The sequence below is a fragment of the Bacillus sp. T17B1 genome, assembly GCF_026796395.1.
In the GTDB taxonomy this organism is placed as follows: Bacteria; Bacillota; Bacilli; order Bacillales; family Bacillaceae; genus Bacillus; species Bacillus spizizenii_A.
The window spans coordinates 1-17,894 of the sequence record NZ_JALAYA010000025.1 but is presented as its reverse complement, the minus strand read 5'-3'; the positions used below and the strand labels follow the sequence as shown (position 1 = coordinate 17,894).

14 protein-coding genes and 1 riboswitch are annotated in these 17,894 nt (G+C 44.6%); of the genes, 5 read left to right on the top strand and 9 right to left on the bottom strand.

The features are described 5' to 3' along the window. Positions 1-48 precede the first annotated feature (48 nt). Entirely contained in the window at positions 49-1,458 is a 1,410-nt protein-coding gene (locus tag MOF34_RS13010; RefSeq protein WP_019715711.1) for an amino acid permease, read from the bottom strand. Positions 1,459-1,561: 103 nt separating this feature from the next. Continuing rightward, a riboswitch (Lysine riboswitch) is annotated at positions 1,562-1,741 on the bottom strand. 116 nt (positions 1,742-1,857) lie between these two features. Further along, positions 1,858-1,998, bottom strand: a complete 141-nt coding sequence (sspJ, locus tag MOF34_RS13005; protein WP_003240697.1) for a small acid-soluble spore protein SspJ — start codon at positions 1,996-1,998, stop codon at positions 1,858-1,860. 169 nt (positions 1,999-2,167) lie between these two features. On the opposite strand from sspJ, the gene MOF34_RS13000 reads away from it, so the two are divergent. After that, on the top strand, positions 2,168-2,650 hold the full coding sequence (locus MOF34_RS13000; protein WP_019715712.1) for a metal-dependent hydrolase: 483 nt from the start codon (positions 2,168-2,170) through the stop codon (positions 2,648-2,650). A gap of 99 nt (positions 2,651-2,749) precedes the next feature. Continuing rightward, the gene (locus MOF34_RS12995) at positions 2,750-4,603 is read left to right on the top strand and encodes an LTA synthase family protein (protein ID WP_268400440.1); all 1,854 of its coding nucleotides are present in this window, start codon (positions 2,750-2,752) and stop codon (positions 4,601-4,603) included. Between the two features lie 27 nt (positions 4,604-4,630). Here MOF34_RS12995 and MOF34_RS12990 read toward each other — a convergent pair whose 3' ends face one another. After that, positions 4,631-5,557 carry a substrate-binding domain-containing protein gene (locus MOF34_RS12990; protein ID WP_268400439.1) on the bottom strand — a complete coding sequence of 309 codons (927 nt, stop codon included), beginning with the start codon at positions 5,555-5,557 and terminating at the stop codon, positions 4,631-4,633. Between the two features lie 109 nt (positions 5,558-5,666). On the opposite strand from MOF34_RS12990, the gene modA reads away from it, so the two are divergent. Together modA and modB are read left to right on the top strand one after the other, a co-directional pair. After that, on the top strand, positions 5,667-6,449 hold the full coding sequence (gene modA / locus MOF34_RS12985) for a molybdate ABC transporter substrate-binding protein (protein ID WP_268400438.1): 783 nt from the start codon (positions 5,667-5,669) through the stop codon (positions 6,447-6,449). Further along, positions 6,421-7,113 (top strand): molybdate ABC transporter permease subunit, encoded by a 693-nt coding sequence (gene modB / locus MOF34_RS12980; RefSeq protein WP_268400437.1) that lies wholly within the window; start codon positions 6,421-6,423, stop codon positions 7,111-7,113. Before modA ends, modB begins: the two co-directional genes overlap by 29 nt. Positions 7,114-7,142: 29 nt before the next feature. On the opposite strand, the gene pgoN is transcribed toward modB, so the two are convergent. Further along, on the bottom strand, positions 7,143-7,973 hold the full coding sequence (gene pgoN / locus MOF34_RS12975; protein ID WP_268400436.1) for a glyoxal/methylglyoxal reductase: 831 nt from the start codon (positions 7,971-7,973) through the stop codon (positions 7,143-7,145). A 220-nt stretch (positions 7,974-8,193) separates the two neighbouring features. Here pgoN and MOF34_RS12970 point away from each other — a divergent pair, with 220 nt between their 5' ends. Further along, positions 8,194-8,409, top strand: a complete 216-nt coding sequence (locus MOF34_RS12970) for a hypothetical protein (protein ID WP_268400435.1) — start codon at positions 8,194-8,196, stop codon at positions 8,407-8,409. A 48-nt stretch (positions 8,410-8,457) separates the two neighbouring features. Here the strand turns inward: MOF34_RS12970 and MOF34_RS12965 are convergent, their stop codons facing one another. From MOF34_RS12965 to MOF34_RS12945, 5 genes are all read right to left on the bottom strand, one after another. Next, on the bottom strand, positions 8,458-10,470 hold the full coding sequence (locus MOF34_RS12965; protein WP_268400434.1) for a Na+/H+ antiporter: 2,013 nt from the start codon (positions 10,468-10,470) through the stop codon (positions 8,458-8,460). A 256-nt stretch (positions 10,471-10,726) separates the two neighbouring features. Next, positions 10,727-12,442, bottom strand: coding sequence for an assimilatory sulfite reductase (NADPH) hemoprotein subunit (gene cysI / locus MOF34_RS12960; RefSeq protein WP_268400433.1), 1,716 nt, complete (start codon positions 12,440-12,442; stop codon positions 10,727-10,729). 25 nt (positions 12,443-12,467) lie between these two features. Further along, positions 12,468-14,285 carry an assimilatory sulfite reductase (NADPH) flavoprotein subunit gene (locus tag MOF34_RS12955; RefSeq protein WP_268400432.1) on the bottom strand — a complete coding sequence of 606 codons (1,818 nt, stop codon included), beginning with the start codon at positions 14,283-14,285 and terminating at the stop codon, positions 12,468-12,470. Positions 14,286-14,457: 172 nt separating this feature from the next. Further along, positions 14,458-16,782 (bottom strand): RNA polymerase recycling motor HelD, encoded by a 2,325-nt coding sequence (gene helD / locus MOF34_RS12950; RefSeq protein WP_268400431.1) that lies wholly within the window; start codon positions 16,780-16,782, stop codon positions 14,458-14,460. A gap of 192 nt (positions 16,783-16,974) precedes the next feature. Then, positions 16,975-17,583 carry a trimeric intracellular cation channel family protein gene (locus MOF34_RS12945; RefSeq protein WP_268400430.1) on the bottom strand — a complete coding sequence of 203 codons (609 nt, stop codon included), beginning with the start codon at positions 17,581-17,583 and terminating at the stop codon, positions 16,975-16,977. Positions 17,584-17,894: the final 311 nt, after the last annotated feature.

Sequence of the window (17,894 nt, the reverse complement as noted above, 5' to 3'; positions counted from 1 at the left end):
ACTATTTTGTCAACAGTCTGAGACACCTGAAAATCAGGTGTCTTTTGTTTATGCTTGTTTTTCTTTCTGAAACTTTTTAACCACAAATGGATAAACGATCAGGCCGACAAAGAATAAACCGATGCCGAGAATAAATGTCGTTAAATCCGCTGTGCCTGTTACAATGACAAACACTGAGTATGCGCACGCTAAAATCGCAATCAATCCGTCTTTTACGCGGGAGCCTTTCAGCTGGTCATATGTTTCACCTTTGATGACAATCTTCAAGCTGTAAATCGCTGAAACCAAATACGGAATTAAATACGCAAGCGTTGCCGCTGTCGTTAAAAACGTAAATGCGTCACTTATTGTCCGGGAAATAACAGAGAAAATGAAGACCTGTGACATCACATTTGTAATAACCAGCGCATTAATCGGACTTCCCTTTTTATTCGTTTTCGCAAAGAATGCCGGAAAATCTCCTGCTTTAGCAGCTTGGTAAGGAACCTCAGAGCCAAGCAAAATCCAGCCGAGCATCGTTCCGAATAAGCAAAGAATCGCCAATAGCGCCATGATCACACTTCCAGCGTTCCCGACAATCGCATACAGCACATCAACGAACGGTTTTTCAGATCCAACAAGTTTATCGTGCGGCAGAACGCCCATTGTAATGAAAGTCACAATAATATAAATGCTCAAGGCAATCAGCAAGCCGGTAATTGTTGCACGTTTTACATCACGCTGAGAACGCGCGCGTCCGGACAGGATTACAGCTGATTCAATTCCGACAAACGCCCAGAGAGTAGAAATTGCGGCATTGTGAACCTGTCCGCCAATTCCGATGCTTGTGCCGTTTTCGCCTTGAATTGGAAAATAAAAATGATCGAATAATGTCGTTTGAAAAACAAACAATCCGGCAACGATAAAGAAGACAAACCCTAATACTTTCGAAAATGTTGTGATAAAGTTTAATTTACTTGCACCGTTAATGCTTGCAACAAGAATCGTGTGCGTTCCCCATAACAAGATCGTACATACAGCAAATGTCATCAATTGGCCGAGTGTCACCTCTTGTCCGCCGATCGAAAACATTTCACGTTTATCAACTAAGATCGGAAAGAACGAAGTCAAGTAACCGGCAAGACTTGTAATAATCGCCACGTTACTGATCCAGCTCGCCACCCAATAGCCCCACACCATTGTGAAACCGGCAGCGTTCCCTTTCTTCGGATCAGAGAACAGCGCTCTTGCATAACTTTGCGGCCCCGCTGTCAGCTCAGGCTTGCGAATGGACAAATGCCCAAAAACAAGCGCAATCATCAGCACGCCGGCACCTGTCAACAGCCAAGCGGACGTCGCTCCAAAGGGACTAGCGATTGAAGCAAGCGAGCTCGGCAAGGAGAAAATTCCTGATCCAACCATATTTCCAACGACAAACGCCGTTAATAACCAAAAACCCCATTTTTTTGTCTGTTCCATTCCAGTACCTCCATGATTCTTTGTACGGACCAGACCCCGAGATCATATAAACGCAAAAAAAGCCTGAACAAAAGTCCATGCTTAAAGAAACACACACCCTTGATCTCCGGATAGCCCTCCGCGAAAAAGCACGCGGCAGTCCTGCACTTATTCAGATACAGTCCCAGCATAGAGAATGATCGGCTTTCTCCACACTTCGGCGCTGATGCCTTTTACACATGTTTAACAGCCCCTGTCAGCCTGGCATGTGTGACTCATCATCCGCGCAACCTCTACCTCACTGAGAAAGAGTGAGGATTTAATTATTCAGTTACTCCCAGAAGGTTATCAAAGAAAGGATGATCTGTCAAAGGGAACAGATGGAAAATACGGATAGAGCCAAGCTCTATCCGCATGTGGTTATCGATTATTTTTCTTTTTTTGCACAGCTTCTTGAAGCGGATCATCTTTTAGAGCTGAACCGGCATCTTCAAGAGCTCCCTGGATTACGTTTTTTTCTTTATCAGAACGTTTTCCTTTATCTTTATTAAAGAAACCCATTCGTATCACCTCTTTATAGAAAATAGGTACATGTTTAAGATGCCTTTTTCCTTCAGAAATTATGCGGGAAATTTTTTATTGTCCAAAGTCCTGTTGATCAAACATACATTCTCTTGATATATTTGTAATTCAGAGATTTTTTGCAAAAGATAAAAGGAGAAGCGGGGAAATGACAGGAAAAACACACATCATGGGAGGCATCGCTTCTTGTACGGCAGTGGCTTATTATTATGGTTTTGATCCAGTGCTTATGGCTGCGTCAGGCGCGGTTGGGGCATTGATACCCGATATTTGCCACACGCAAAGCAAAATCGGGAGAAGATTACCTATTTTATCAAAAGTGGTCAGCTCCGTTTTCGGCCACCGAACCTTTACACACAGCCTGCTCTTTCTGCTCATCATGTTTTTTATCACAGCCACATATATTCCAGATAAAAACATTTCAACCGGACTGATGACCGGAATGGCGAGCCATTTAATTCTTGACGCTTGGACAGTGAACGGAATCAAATTATTATTCCCTTCAACGATCCGCGTGCGGCTCCCATTATACATGAAGACAGGCAGTTTTTCCGAGCAGCTCGTGTTAGCCGGGCTGACAATTGCTTCATGTTACTACTTTTATATGCTGTTTCTTGGACGCATGTTTTAAACGTGAGTGCTGACACTTGTCTGAACGGGCTATTTTTAGTAGGTTTTACATAAGAAGCATTTCATGCAGATGATCAAGAAAACGCGAGGAGTCATATTCATGAAAGGGACCTTTTTTCACAATCAGCGGTTTTTATGTATTTCGATCGTATTCGTGTGGATCAAAACGTATGCGATCTATAAACTCGGCTTTGATTTGCAGATCGATTCTCTGTTGGAGGAGCTGATGTTGCTGATTAACCCGCTCAGCTTTATCCTTCCATTATTCGGGATCGGCCTGTTTCTGAAAGAAAATAAGCAGCGGATCTTTTTGCTGATTGCCAATTTGGTTCTGACTGTAATCTTGATTTCCAACACGATTTTTTACGGCTTTTATATCGATTTTATTACCATCCCTGTTTTATTTCAGGCCAGTAACATGAGCGATATGGGCAGCAGTGTAAAAGAATTGTTCAATCCTCTGTTTATCGCCCTGTTTGCGGATTTGGTTTTTCTTCTGCTGTTTGCCCGAAAAGAGAAACACCCGCAGACAAAAGCCGCATCGAGCACGATCAAACGGTACTATGCAGCTTCCTGCGGCATAATCTTATGCACTCTGGCACTTGCAGAAGTACAGCAGCCAAAGCTTTTGGCACATTCCTTTGACCGGGAAATGCTCGTCAAAAGCATCGGTTTGTTTCAATTCCATATCTACGATACGATTTCTCAGACTGTTAATATAAGTGCGAAAGCATTTGCAGATGAAGACAGCATGACTGCCATCAAAAACTACACAGAGGCTGATTACAGCAAGCCTGATCAAGGCAAATTCGGGCTGGCAAAGGGGCGTAACGTCATCTTTGTGACGCTTGAATCGACCCAAAGCTTCGTTCTGAATGAAAAGGTGAATGGAAAAGAAATTACGCCGTTTATGAATGATTTCATCAAAAAAAGCTATTACTTTGATCATTTCTATCAGCAAACCGAACAAGGCAAAACATCTGATTCAGAATTCATCGTGGCGAACTCGCTGTATCCCTCCCTTAGCGGCGCAGTCTTTTTCACGAAAAGCGACCATCAATTTCATACGATGTACAAATCGCTGAAACAACATGATTATTATTCAGCTGTCTTTCACGCCAACCATAAAACATTTTGGAACAGAGATGTGATGTACGATTCATTTGGGATTGACCGCTTTTTTGATGTTGATGACTTCCATGTCACTCCCGGGACATCAACAGGCTGGGGTTTAAAGGATAAGGAATTTCTAGAGCAGTCAGCCGGAAAGCTGAAAAGCCTGCCGCAGCCGTTCTACAGCAATTTCATCACGTTAACGAATCATTTTCCGTTTGAGATTGATGAAAAGGATCAGCTGATTGATGAATACGATTCAAGCAGCGACCTGCTAAACCGCTATGTGACAACGGTTCGCTATGAAGATGAGGCATTAAAGCATTTTATCAAAAGACTGAAGGACGAAGGCTTATACGAAAATTCGATGATCGTATTTATGGGAGATCATTACGGCATTTCAGAAGCCCATAACGAGGCGATGGCTGAGTTTTTAGGAAAAGAAGAAATCACGCCGTATGACAACGTTCAGCTCCAGCGAGTGCCATTTATCATACATATCCCGGGCATCACCGATCAAAAGCCGGAAACCATCTCTGATGCCGGAGGCCAGGTCGACGTCAGGCCGACACTGATGCATTTGCTAGGCATTGAAACAAAGGGAGATATTCAATTCGGCAATGATTTGCTGTCAAATGACCGCACCCCATTCGCCGTGTTGAGAAACGGCAGTTTTATTACAAACGACTTTGTATATACGAAAAACACGTGCTATAGCCAAAAAACAGGTGAAGTGCTGGAAGACCAGAATGCGTGCCTCCCTTATAAGGAGAAAGCAAACGAAGAGCTGTCTTTCTCTGATAAAATCTTAAACGGCGACCTGCTCCGTTTTTATGAATAAAAAATCCCTCTTTACAGAGGGATTTTTTTACGTTTCAAACATTACTTTACCAGTCAGCTTTGTGTGATAGCCGTTTAAATGAGACAGATTCGCCTTGTATTCCTCAGAGTTCAAAATCTCCTTCACGGCTTTCAGCAGCTGCTCATGTTTTTTCAAAACGACGATATCATATTGTTCTTCGATGAGCGGAATAAAATCTACACTGCCCATATGTGCCGCGTGCTGCGCCCCAATTCCTGCGTCAGCCTGTCCGCTTGAGACTTGTGAAGCGACAGCATAATGATTGCTCACGGTTTCGCCGTATCCCTTTACATCAGCCGGATTCACACCAAGCAAGCCAAGCTGTTCATCAAGGAGCACCCTTGCGCCCGAACCCTTTTCTCTGTTGATTATTTGGATATCGGTCCTTTTCAAGTCTTCCCAGCAGTGAATGTGTTTCGGATTCCCTTTTTGAACATACAGTCCTGCTTTGCGGAGAACGACATTGATCAGACAAAACGGTTCACCAGACAAAATCCGTTTTGCATAAGGCACGTTATATTGTCCTGTTTCCGCATCATACAAATGCAGGCTGACAATGTCACATTTTCCTTGATACATATCAATCAGGCTGTTCAAGCTTCCTTTATATTTACGGAGCGGCGTCTCCAGAATGGCATTCTCCAAATGCTTACTGAGCAGATCCATCGAAATGTCCTGTCCGCTGATCATGACATTCGGGCTGCCATCCGGCTCCCCCTCCTGCATCTGTTTCGGCACTTCAGCTGCAGCAATGGGCTGAGACATTCTCATATTCGATTTATATCGCTTTAGGTCTTCTTCGTCCACACGCATCTGCCTTCCGACGCGGTAAGCAGAGATCATGCCTTTTTTTATCAAATCATAAACGGTCAGCTTTGATACCTTCAGCAGACCTGCAACTTCTTCTATCGTATAGGATGAGTTTTCATTCATCATCATCACTCTCCTATTTTATTATACCGTTTCATTGGAATTAAAAAAACCCACACAACCAAACATAATCAGTTATAATTAGTTATAACTAATTATAAGGGGTGCACTCATGTTTAAAAAGTATTCCATTTTAACAGCAGCCTTAACCGCTTTTCTGCTTGCAGCAGGCTGCTCTGCAAACCAGTCAACAACAGACAGCGAGAATAATGTAACGTTAACCATCTCAGCGGCCGCCAGTGTACAGGATGCACTTGAGGAAATTCAAAAGAATTACAAAAAAGAACATCAAAACATTACAATCCAAGATAACTATGGCTCATCCGGCGCCTTGCAAAAACAGATTTCTCAAGGTGCAGGGGCTGATCTGTTCTTCTCAGCTGCTGAGGATAAATTTCAAAAGCTGGTGGATGATGGGGATATCGCCAAAAAAGACAGCACTGATTTAGTCGGCAATGAAATTGTGCTGGTCGTGCCGAAAAGCGTTGATTCGCCTGTAACTAGCTTCAGCAATCTGGCTCATTCAGAAAAAATCGCCCTCGGAACGCCGGAATCTGTGCCGGCAGGAGCCTACGGGAAAGAATCACTGACAAAGCTGTCTCTATGGGACAAAGTGAAGGATAAAATCGTTTATGGAAAAGACGTTCGCCAAGTTCTTTCTTATGTTGAAACAGGCAATGTAGACGCAGGCGTTGTTTATAAAACAGACGCTCTGATCTCAAAAAAGGTCAAAATCATTGACGAGGCAAAAGCAGATACACACAGCCCGATTGTCTATCCGTTAGGAATTGTAAAAGATACAAAACACCGTAATGAAGCGAAGGAATTTTACGAGTACCTGCAATCTGATGAAGCAATGAAAGTATTTGAGAAATATGGTTTTACTGCTGAGTAGCATAACCGCTTCAGAGTTTTTCACACCTGTTTTGCTTTCCTTTCAGGTGGCGGCAGTTGCCGGAATTGTTGTCATTATTCTCGGAACACTGGCTGGAGCATGGATGTCGCGGGCATCATTTTTCGGAAAAACGGCGCTCGAAACATTTTTTATGCTTCCGCTCGTTCTTCCGCCTACTGTCGTCGGTTTTATCTTGATCGTCATGTTCGGAAAGCACAGTTTTATCGGTCAAGCCATCGAGTGGGTCTTTCAGCAGCCTGTCATTTTCACCTGGTGGGCCGCTGTGATCTCCTCGGCGGTTGTAGCCTTTCCGCTCATGTATCAATCCGCTAAAACTGGATTTGCCGACATTGATCCCGATATACAGGGCGCGGCAATGTTAGACGGCGCAAGCAGATGGAAGGTATTTATCCATATTTCAGTTCCGCTCGCCTATCCTTCATTACTGACCGGAAGCATCCTCAGCCTTGCGCGGGCGCTCGGAGAATTTGGCGCAACACTCATGTTTGCAGGGAACATCCCCGGTGTTACGCAAACACTTCCGACGGCCATTTATGTCGCATTGGATTCCGGAAACAATACCCTAGCCTGGGCGTGGGTCGTCTGTATTGTTGTCATTTCCTTTTTGATGCTGTTTTGCATTCAACAGAAAAAAACACACTAAAAAAACTCCCCGTCTCGGGGAGTTTTTCATTAAAATAGAAGCTCATCGGGATTTGGACCGACACGCTCATCTTTGTTTAACGCGTCAATTTTGTCCATGTCTTCCTGAGACAATTCGAAATCAAAAATATCAGCGTTTTCAATGATACGGTGTTCTTTGATGGATTTTGGGATTGTTACAACTTCATGCTGCAGATCCCAGCGTAAAATGACTTGAGCCACAGATTTATTGTGTTTTTCAGCAATCTGTGTGAGCACTTCGTTGTCCAAAAGCTGTCCCTGCATGAGCGGAGACCACGCTTCCAACTGGATGCCTTGGGCTTTGCAGTAATCTCTTAATTCTTTTTGTGTCAAACGAGGGTGAAATTCTACTTGGTTCACCATCGGTTTGATTTCAGCGTCTTTCAGCAGTTCTTCTAAATGATGAACTTGGAAGTTGCTGACACCGATTGCGCGGATTTTGCCGTCTTTATACAGCTTTTCAAGCGCGCGCCACGTATCTTTATATTTATCTTTGCCAGGCCAGTGGATCAAATATAGATCTAAGTAATCAAGCTGAAGTCTTTCCAAGCTTTTTTCAAAGGCAGCAAGCGTTGTTTCGTAGCCTTGATCTTCATTCCATACTTTTGATGTAATAAAGAGCTCTTCTCTTGCCACACCGGATTCCTTGATCCCGATGCCAACGCCTTCTTCATTTTTGTAGACAGCTGCTGTATCAATGCTGCGGTAGCCGTTTTTAATCGCCGCTTTCACTGATTCAGTCGCTTCACTTCCATTTTCTACTTTAAAAACACCAAGACCGAACCAAGGCATTTCCACTCCGTTATGTAGCTTTACAGTATCCTTTAAACTTGTTGGCACTTGAACATCCACCCTTTCACTGAAATGTAAGCGTCTATATTATCTCACATTCCTCTCAGCCGATACCAATAATACGCTTAAGAACCTCTTTTTGCTTCTTTTTTCATAGCACAGATAAACCTATACGCTATTTTTTCTATTTTAACAATATTGAGATTACAGCTGCATTGAGCAGGGTATGCGTGTAGTGTACCCACATAAAAACAAAGGAGGAAACAAATTGAAACGGATTCGGATCCCAATGACACTTGTGCTTGGTGCCCCTTTGACCATCCCCCCTTTGTCCTTTGCTTCCGCTGAAGAAAACTCCGCTCCTAGCATTTGGGTATTCGAAGACGGAAGCTTTACAAACAAAGGTGATGGCGGCTGGATCAACTGGGCCTTCAGAGGCTGGTTCGACCGGGATGACAGCACTGTCGAAACCCATCGCCCTTAATAGAGAAAAAAAGCTGGCGATAGGGCGCGCCAGCTTTTTTGCTGCATTTTATTCGCCGCCTTCAAGCATCGCGGCTTCCACATCATTAATGTATTGGCGAAGCTCATGGGAGATGTCCCGGGAAATTTCCCGTTCCTCGAAGAGCGTTTGAATTTCATTTCTGATCGCCTGCACAGCCTTCAGCTTCACCTCTAGCTTCTGATTTTCAAATTGAGCGCTTGATTTCAGCTCATGATGGCTATGCTCCAGCCTGAAAATTAACTGTTTATAAAACGTAATGACAGATAAAAACACTTCTTTATGTTCTTCCGTCTTATGTTTTTCCAAGTGTTCTATCGCTGCTTTTGCCGTTTTCACTCTCGTTGCCCGTATCAATCCCGCTTCATTTAAAATCGACATCTCCGGCTTTTTGTGTTCACCGAAGAAAATCCAATACATCAGCCGCTTGAGTCTTGTTTTTGATAATCCGACTTTAAATGGGTTGCCATACAAAATTTCTAATTCGTTAAACCGTTCTTGCAGTACATTTGCCGTCTCTTCTGGAATGTCTCCCCGCTCCAGCATTTTCACCAGCGCCTCTTGCTCAGCTTTAACCCCTTGCGCACGGACTTTTCGCTCTTGCTTTTTGATCCGATTAGATGATGTATACTGCTGAAAACGAAGATTTTTCATTTTCTCATTGTATTCAGCTATAACCGCAAGAGAGGCTGTTTTGTTTGTATCGTTCATGTCCTCCTTAATCGTTCGGAGAGCTTTTTTAATCAATTTGCGCCTCGCCGTCAGAAGCTTTTCATTTCGTTTCTCGTCCTCTTCTTCTTTTTCAGTCAGAAGCGGCAGGACAACGGTGGCAATGACAAGCGTGCATAAAATGACGCCGGCTGCTAAAAAGAGAATTAGATTTCTTTCCGGGAACGGTGTGCCATCCTCCAGGAAATAAGGAATGGAGAAAGAACCCGCCAGCGTTACAGCTCCGCGCACACCGGAAATCGAGAGTAACAGCGTTGAACGAAGACCCGGTTTATAGATGTTCTGATCCCTATTAAAGAACCATTTGCCATTCCAGAAGAACAGCACCCACAAAAATCTGAGGAGCATTAACGTAAATGTGATGACAAGGATATAACTGATCACCTTCAAGTTGCTGATTGCGGTGTCGTGAAAGATGACAGAAATGACGTCCGGAATCTGTGTCCCGAGAATAACGAAGACCAGACCGTTCAAAATAAATAAAATAATGTTCCACGTACTTGAGGAGACGATTTGCAGTTTGACCATCGTTGATTCCAGACGATCCTGTTCAACCGCATGGGTGATGCCTCCCGCTACAACGGCTAAAATGCCGGAAACGCCGATTTCTTCCGCTCCCAAATAAATGACAAACGGCGTCAGAATTTGAATCAGCATATGCATCGTAACATCCTGCATACCTAAGCGGTGCAGAAATAAGCGAAAGCGGATAATCAAGAAAGAAATGACTACCCCGCACAGCAATCCCCCGAGAGAAATAAATACAAAGCTGACAGCCGCTTGTGCTAATGAAAATGCACCGGTCACTGCAGCTGCGATCGCAAACTTGAAGGCCACCAGACCTGAAGCGTCATTCATCAGCCCTTCCCCTTCAAGCAGTCGAAGAATCCCTTTTGGCATTTTCACTCTTCCTGATAATGCGCTGACAGCGACAACATCAGTCGGTGAAAGAATGGCCGCAAGCCCAAAAGCCGCTGCCAGCGGAATATCAGGAATCATCCAGTGAATCGTGTAGCCTCCTACAATTACAGTCGCAAATACAAGGCCGAGTGCAAGCAATAAAATTGGGGCACGCAAATTCCAAAGTTCCGCCCGCGGCGTTCTCTTCCCATCGTTAAATAGAAGAGGCGCGATAAACAAAACAAAAAACAATTCGGTGTTTAATTCAAAATGAAGCCCCTGTGGAAATGAGGCCGCAAGAATCCCTAACGCCACCTGAATAAGAGGCACGGGAATAAATGGAATAAACCGGTTCACGATATTGGATACCGCAATAATTGTTAATAAAACGAGAACCACTAAAAATATGTCCAAATGCATGACCTCCTTCGTTTCGTGCATGATGAACTCGATGTCTGATTGTCTATAAGAGGCTGAAGATAGGATAGCCTTGCATCCATTATGTGATTTCGCAGGAGTTCTCTCCACACTTGTCTTCTTTTATAGTACCCTTATTTGGGTATTATTTCTCACAATATGCTCATAGAGAACTTTTTTGCAGCAGAGCAAATTCTATGAAAAAAGAGACAGGGAGCTATTCCCTGTCTCTCGTCTTTCTTTATCAACTTTATCATTCATGAAAATTTGTGCCGTCAGTCGTTGCTTTAATGATGCCTGCGCGGATGACAAAATCACCGAAGTGCTCGCCTTCCTCGCGTTCTTTCGCATAACGGGATAGAAGAACGCGCAGCTCGCTTAAAATGTCTTCTTCACCGATGTTTTCACGGTACATTTTGCTTAAACGGCTTCCGTCAAATGCAGCGCCAAGATACATATTATATTTGCCCGGCGCCTTTCCGATAAATCCGATCTCACCAAGCGCATGGCGTGCACAGCCGTTCGGGCATCCTGTCATGCGAATGGTGATTTCCTGATCACGAAGGCCGTTTTCGTCAATAATCTCTTCCACCTTATCTAAAAGGGTCGGCAAATAACGTTCTGCTTCAGCCATTGCCAATCCGCAAGTCGGAAGAGCGACGCACGCCATAGAGCTGCGGCGGAGCGCTGAATGATGCTTGCCGTCAGTGAGTCCGTATTGCTCGATTAACGCACTGATTTCATCTTTTTTATCGTTTGAAACGTTCGCAATAATCAAGTTTTGATTGGATGTCAGACGAAACTCGCCTGTATGAACCTTGGCGATTTCCCGCAAGCCTGTCATCAGTTTATAATCATCGTAATCCGTGACACGGCCGCCTTCGACAAACAGTGTAAAATGCCATTTATCCTCAATGCCTTCCACCCAGCCGTAACGGTCTCCGTTATGGTCGAAGTGATATGGCTTCGCTTCTTCCAGGCTCCAGCCGAGACGGTTTTCCAATTCTTCTTTTACGGTTTCTAAACCGAGGCGGTCAACCGTGTATTTGAACCGCGCATTTTTGCGGACAGAACGGTTTCCGTAATCACGCTGAATCGTAATCGTTTTTTCAGCAACGTCATACATTTGCTCAGGACGGCAGAACCCAATCACCTTTGCTAATTGCGGATATGTCGCTGTGTCGCCGTGCGTCATTCCCATACCGCCGCCAATCGCCACGTTAAAACCAATCAGTTTGCCATCTTCAACAATCGCAATGAATCCAAGGTCTTGGGAAAAGACGTCAATATCATTAGACGGCGGAACTGCAATACCGATTTTAAATTTCCGCGGCAGATAGAGCGGTCCGTACATTGGCTCGACTTCTTCCTCGGGCGTGCCGGCCACTCTTTCCTCATCTAGCCAAATTTCATGATATGCTCTCGTCCGCGGCAGCAGATCATCACTTAATTTTTTAGACCACTCGTATACCTCAGAGTGGATTTCAGACTGATAAGGATTCGATGCGCACATGACGTTGCGGTTTACGTCTCCGCAGGCTGCGATCGTATCCAAAAGAGCTGAGTTGATCGCCTGAATGGTTTTCTTCATGTTCCATTTCAGAATCCCGTGCATTTGGAACGTTTCACGTGTCGTCAGTTTTAATGTGCCGTTCCCGTATTTCTGAGAAAGGTCATCCATGACAAGCCATTGCTCAGAGGTTGAAACGCCTCCTGGCATCCGCACGCGCAGCATAAACTGATATGCAGGCTCAAGCTTTTGCTTTTGGCGTTCATTGCGAAGGTCACGGTCATCCTGCAAATAACTGCCGTGGTGTTTCATCAGGCGGTTGTCATCATCCGGAATTCCGGCACTGATCCGATCCAGCATGACTTCTTTCAGTGTACCGCGCAAATAATCACTTTCTTTTTTAATGCGTTCAACATCACTTGGAGAGCCGTCCGGTGCTTTTAAGATTTTGGTCACCATGTTGAAAAACTCCTTTCAAGTCAAATCAGTATACATCACGCTGATAGCGTTTCTGCTGCTGCATGTCGGCAAGATAAGCTTCCGCTTCATCGCGGCTCATATTGCCTTCTTTCTCGATAATATCAAGCAATGTGTGATGGACGTCATGCGCCATGTGCTTTTCATCGCCGCAAATGTAAACAGCCGCGCCTTCTTGAAGCCATTCGAACAATTCTGCGCTCTGTTCAAGCATGCGGTGTTGCACATATACTTTTTCTTCCGTATCACGCGAGAACGCCACATCCATTTTTGTCAGCACACCGTCTTTGAGCCAATTTTGCCACTCTGTCTGGTAAAGGAAATCTGTCACAAAGTGCTGATCGCCAAAGAACATCCATGCTTTCCCTTCTGCTCCCGTCTCCTCACGCTCCTGCATAAAGGAACGGAACGGAGCGACGCCTGTCCCAGGGCCGACCATGATAATCGGTGTTTCAGGATCATTCGGAAGCTTAAAGTTTTGATTATGCTGGACATAAACCGGCAGTGTATCTCCCGGCTGCAGACGCTCCGCGCATAAAATTGAGCAGACGCCTTTTCGCTCACGGCCGTGCGCATCGTAACGGACTGCGCCGATCGTTACATGCACTTCATCCGGATTTGCGGTTAAACTGCTCGCAATCGAATAGAGACGGGCCGGCATTTTTCGCAGAATTGAAACAAACTCCTGCGCCGATACACTGAACGGGCCATAATCACGAATGAGATCAAGCAAATCGCGCCCTTCAAGATACGCTTTTACATGATCCTCATTTCCCAGAGCTAAAAGCTCTTTAAGCTCATTGCTCCCAGACAGCCGGGCTGCCTGTTCAAGAAGCGGTTTTGTGAGAACAGTAATCTCATAGTGAGAAATCAGCGCTTCTTTCAGCGGGCGGACATCACCTTGCTTATTAAGCGTCACAATTTCTTCCGGGTCCCAATTCATCTCCTTAAGCAGATGCTCGACAAGCTCCGGATCGTTTTCCGGATAGACGCCGAGGCTGTCACCAGGCTCATAAGTCAGGCCAGATCCTTCAAGAGACAGCTCCACATGGCGTGTTTCTTTATTTGATCCGCGGCCGTTCAAATTTAAATTTTCTAACACTTCAGCCCGAAACGGGTTTGTTCTGGAATACGAAGACTCACCGGTTTGAGGCGCTTCTGCCGGCGCAGGCGCTGCACTTCCGCCCTCAGCTTCACTTAAGCCATCAAAAACGCTTTCCAGCCATTCGGCAGCCGGCTCATCATAGTCAAGATCGCAATCAACGCGCGGAGAAATTCGTTTTCCGCCGAGTTCTTCTAAGCGCTGATCAAATTCTTTTCCTGTCTGGCAGAAAAATTCGTACGAGCTATCACCAAGCGCCAAAACAGAAAAACGAAGATCTTCAAGCTTAGGCGCCCGTCTACCATGCAGAAATTCATGAAACGACAGCGCGTTATCTGGCGGATCGCCTTCACCGTGCGTACTGACGACGATCAAAAGATTATTTACTTTCTTCAGCTGATTCGGCTTAAAATCGCTCATGGATGAGACAGTTACTTGAAAACCGCGCTGTTCAAGCTGCTTGCCGGCATTTTCTGCAAGCCCCTGTGCATTTCCCGTCTGTGAACCGTAAAGAATGGTCACTTCTTTTGAAACGGCTGGTGCCGCCGCTTCTGCAGAAACAGCAGCCGCTAGCGCCCCCGCTGTTTCTTGGGCGGAAACAGATTGCGCGGATAAATATCCGCTCAGCCAGATTTTTTGAGATTCGGTCAAGGTTGGCAGAAGGCGGTTAAGGAGCTCTGCCTGCTCCTGATTAAACGGACTGTTCAATACCTGAAGTTGCAACGTATCCACCTCACAAAGTTATAAACTGATCGAAAATTGCATCTAATTGAACTTTACCGGAATACTAGACTTAAGTAAAATATATTTACATGATGATAACTATTAAGAATCCTAATGATAAAACGGTTATGTTTCATTTTTATATAGAAAAAAGAGAAGGCCTCCCTTCTCTTCATTCAGCATTCTGATATAAGTGAGGCGGCACAGCTGTTACAAACGGACTGGCTTCACCAGTATAAAATACCATCAGCATATGCATTGCTCGTGTGCAGGCAGTGTATAACAGCCTGCGATCGTGCTCTGTTTGATAATGTTCTTCTGATGCATCATAGACAAGCACTGCGTCAAACTCAATTCCCTTCGCTAAATACACTGGAATGACACAAACTCCCTTTTGGAATGTTTGATTTTCTTTATGAATCAGGCGAACATCTATATATTCGCTCATGTGAGCATGCGCCTGTATACATTGCTGCGCAGTCTTGCAAATGACGGCTATCGTTTCGTGCCCTTGCTTCTTGAGCCGGTCAATTTCTTGCGTGATTTTTTGACAAAGGTCCTCACGTCCTTCGGTTTTAAAAACGAGAGGCATTTCCCCGTTTCTGTTAAAAGGCTCAATATCCGCTCCGTCCTGAAGCATTGCTTTTGTTAACTCGACAATCTGCCTTGTCGATCTGTACGTTCTCTTTAAGCGGACATATTCAGCCCGCTCTCCTTCAAAGCATGCATCCATACGCTTCACGCCAAGTATGGCATGGGCATAGATGGACTGATTAACATCACCGAGCACCGTCATGCTGGCAAACGGAAAAATAGTTCTCATGTAAGCCATCTGAAACGGTGAATAGTCTTGGGCTTCGTCGATAAAAAGATGTTTGATCTTCGTATTTTTCTTTCTGCCTTCAATCAGATCCTGAATATAAAGAAACGGTGCCGCATCCTCATAGAGCAATTTATTTTCCGCAAATGCCACTCGGGTCAGCTCTCCTATCATTGCCGTATCCTCATGCTGAAATTTCCCTTCCCAGCCAGAAAACAACTGCAGATACAGCTGTGTAACATCAAGAAATGCAAGGAGTCTGACTGCCTGTTTGAGCGGTTTGAAGGCCTTTTTCACAATGATGGCGGCAAGCAGCTGCTGCTCTCTTTGATAATCGTTAAATGTACTCTCACTGAACTGTTTCCTTTCCTGCAGTTTTTTGTACACGTCCAAGTAATCCTCTTTATCGAGCAGCTCAGCTTCCTGAACGACCCAATCCTTACGCCGTTCCTTTTTCTCAAGCTTGTTCAGCTCACTCAGCAGCCACCTCGCCGTTTGCTCCATCCTGTTTGGAATGGACTGGCCTTGATCCAGTGAATAAAAATAGGATTGAATTTGTTCCTTTGTGATCAGTTTTTGTCCGCGGAAGATGATATTTTTAAAGATCATCCCCTCATAGGACAGACGGCTGACGTATTCATCAATGAATTGCTGAAAAGATAATCCCGCCTTCCATGTAATTGCCGAAAGTCTTGAAGGGAAATCGCCACCCTTTTTTTCGGCCAGGCAATATTCGAGCTGATCAAAGGCGCTCTCACATTGAAACTTGCGGCCAAGCCGATGCTCAATATATTCCTGAAACGTCGCCTGCTCCATATTCTCTTCTCCTAACTCAGGCAAAACAGAGGAGACATAGCTGTTAAATAAGAAGTTAGGAGAAAATAAAACGATTTGTCCGGCATCAATGACGCCGCGGTGCCTGTATAACAAATAAGCAACACGTTGAAGCGCTGCCGATGTTTTTCCGCTCCCAGCCGCTCCCTGCACGATCAGAAATTTGCTTTTTTCATTACGGATAATCTGATTTTGTTCTTTCTGAATCGTAGACACGATGTTTTTCATTTGGGTATCAGACTGATGGCTTAATACTTCTTGCAGCATTTCATCGCCAATCGTCATATCAGTATTAAACATCGCCTTAAGAGCGCCGTTTTTGATGATAAACTGGCGTTTCAGCACCATCTCCCCTTCTATCGTTTCGCCGGGCACTTCGTAATCCGCTTTTCCTGGGGAATAATTGTAGTACATACTTGATATTGGCGCCCTCCAGTCATAGATCAGAAATTGTTCCTCCTTCTCATCCATACAAGAAGCTAAACCGATATAAATTCGCTCTGCCTGCTCCTCACCGTTTTCAATGAAATCAATCCGGCCGAAATAAGGCGATGCTTTTAATTGATGAATTCGTTTGAGCTGCTGATCCAGACGCCGATGATTCCGTTCCCGATCAGACAGCAGCTCTGCCTGCTGCTTAATGCTTGCCATCGTTTCAACCGCTTCATGGGTATCATCAAGATTAACCGTAACATCCTCCCAAAAGCTTTTTCTTAATCCGATAATGTCATGCTTTAACCCGCCTGCAGACGTTTCAAGTAACCGCTCTTTTTTGCCGAGCTCCTGCAGCACCTCATCTATTCTCGACTGCTCTTCCTTCCATTCCTTATCCTGTTGATTCATGAACGGCACCTCCAGAAAATAGTTGACAAACATAGATGAAATGCTATATAATATAATTGGATACGTATAATAAATATATAATAAAAGCTGACAAATACAATTTATCTTAGCACATTCACCCAATCTTAATCAAGGTTTGGGTTATTTATATGCAAAAAAACCGATTTCAATTTGAAATCGGTTTTTTTATTGTTAGTTATCTAAACGAAAAGAACGGTTTGGCAGCTTCCAATTAAACATATAAGAACAAACGCGGCAAACAACGAGCACGAAAAACAGAACGTACAAGCCAAATGAGTTTCCAAGCCAGCCCAAGCCAACGATTAAACCGCCGAGAGCCGCCCAGACTGCATAAATTTCTGCTTTCAGCACAAGCGGTTTGCGTCCGGCCAGAAGATCACGAATGATTCCGCCGCCGCTTCCCGTCAGCACCGCAGCCACGATGACGGCACTAAGCGGATGGCCCATTTTGACGGCATACAGTGCGCCTTGGATGGCGAAGGCTGCGAGACCGATCGCATCTGATAAATTGCCCCACTTGTTCCAATGCTTCAGCAGCAGCTTCGGAAACAAAAATACAATCGTAATGGATAAGATTGCAATTCGAAAGTACGCTCCCTGCTCCCATAATGCTGACACCGGAACACCGATCAGCAAATTGCGGATCGCTCCGCCTCCAAAAGCTGTGACAATCCCTAATATATAAACTCCTAAAATATCATACTCCTCTTCCATCGCAACAATTGCGCCGCTGACTGCAAACGCAATGATGCCAATCACACTAAGCAGCTCCCAAGCCATTCTGATGACTCCCTTTATATGTTTGTTAAATTTTCTGACGACCTCTAGATTTTATAATCGCTCAATCGTAAAATCAATAACATTTTCACGATAAAAAAAGATAAATGTAGAGGGTAAATGTAGAGGGAATACCGCCAATGCTGATGGATATGAGTTTTCGAGATGAGAAAAAGCGCCCGGCATATGAAGTGCACCCCAAATTTTAGACACAGTCTAAAATTTGGAGGTGCTTTTTCTTTTGGCTAAATTTAAAAACGAAGAAAAAATCAACGCGGTCTTACGCTATATAAACGGCAACGAGAGTTTGCTTG

Coding starts and splice junctions, on each gene's coding strand:
- MOF34_RS13000 (WP_019715712.1), top strand. CDS start 2,168: ATGACAGGAAAAACACACATCATGGGAGGCATCGCTTCTTGTACGGCA.
- MOF34_RS12990 (WP_268400439.1), bottom strand. CDS start 5,557: ATGAATGAAAACTCATCCTATACGATAGAAGAAGTTGCAGGTCTGCTG.
- cysI (WP_268400433.1), bottom strand. CDS start 12,442: ATGGTGACCAAAATCTTAAAAGCACCGGACGGCTCTCCAAGTGATGTT.
- modA (WP_268400438.1), top strand. CDS start 5,667: ATGTTTAAAAAGTATTCCATTTTAACAGCAGCCTTAACCGCTTTTCTG.
- sspJ (WP_003240697.1), bottom strand. CDS start 1,998: ATGGGTTTCTTTAATAAAGATAAAGGAAAACGTTCTGATAAAGAAAAA.
- MOF34_RS13010 (WP_019715711.1), bottom strand. CDS start 1,458: ATGGAACAGACAAAAAAATGGGGTTTTTGGTTATTAACGGCGTTTGTC.
- MOF34_RS12945 (WP_268400430.1), bottom strand. CDS start 17,583: ATGGCTTGGGAGCTGCTTAGTGTGATTGGCATCATTGCGTTTGCAGTC.
- helD (WP_268400431.1), bottom strand. CDS start 16,782: ATGAATCAACAGGATAAGGAATGGAAGGAAGAGCAGTCGAGAATAGAT.
- MOF34_RS12995 (WP_268400440.1), top strand. CDS start 2,750: ATGAAAGGGACCTTTTTTCACAATCAGCGGTTTTTATGTATTTCGATC.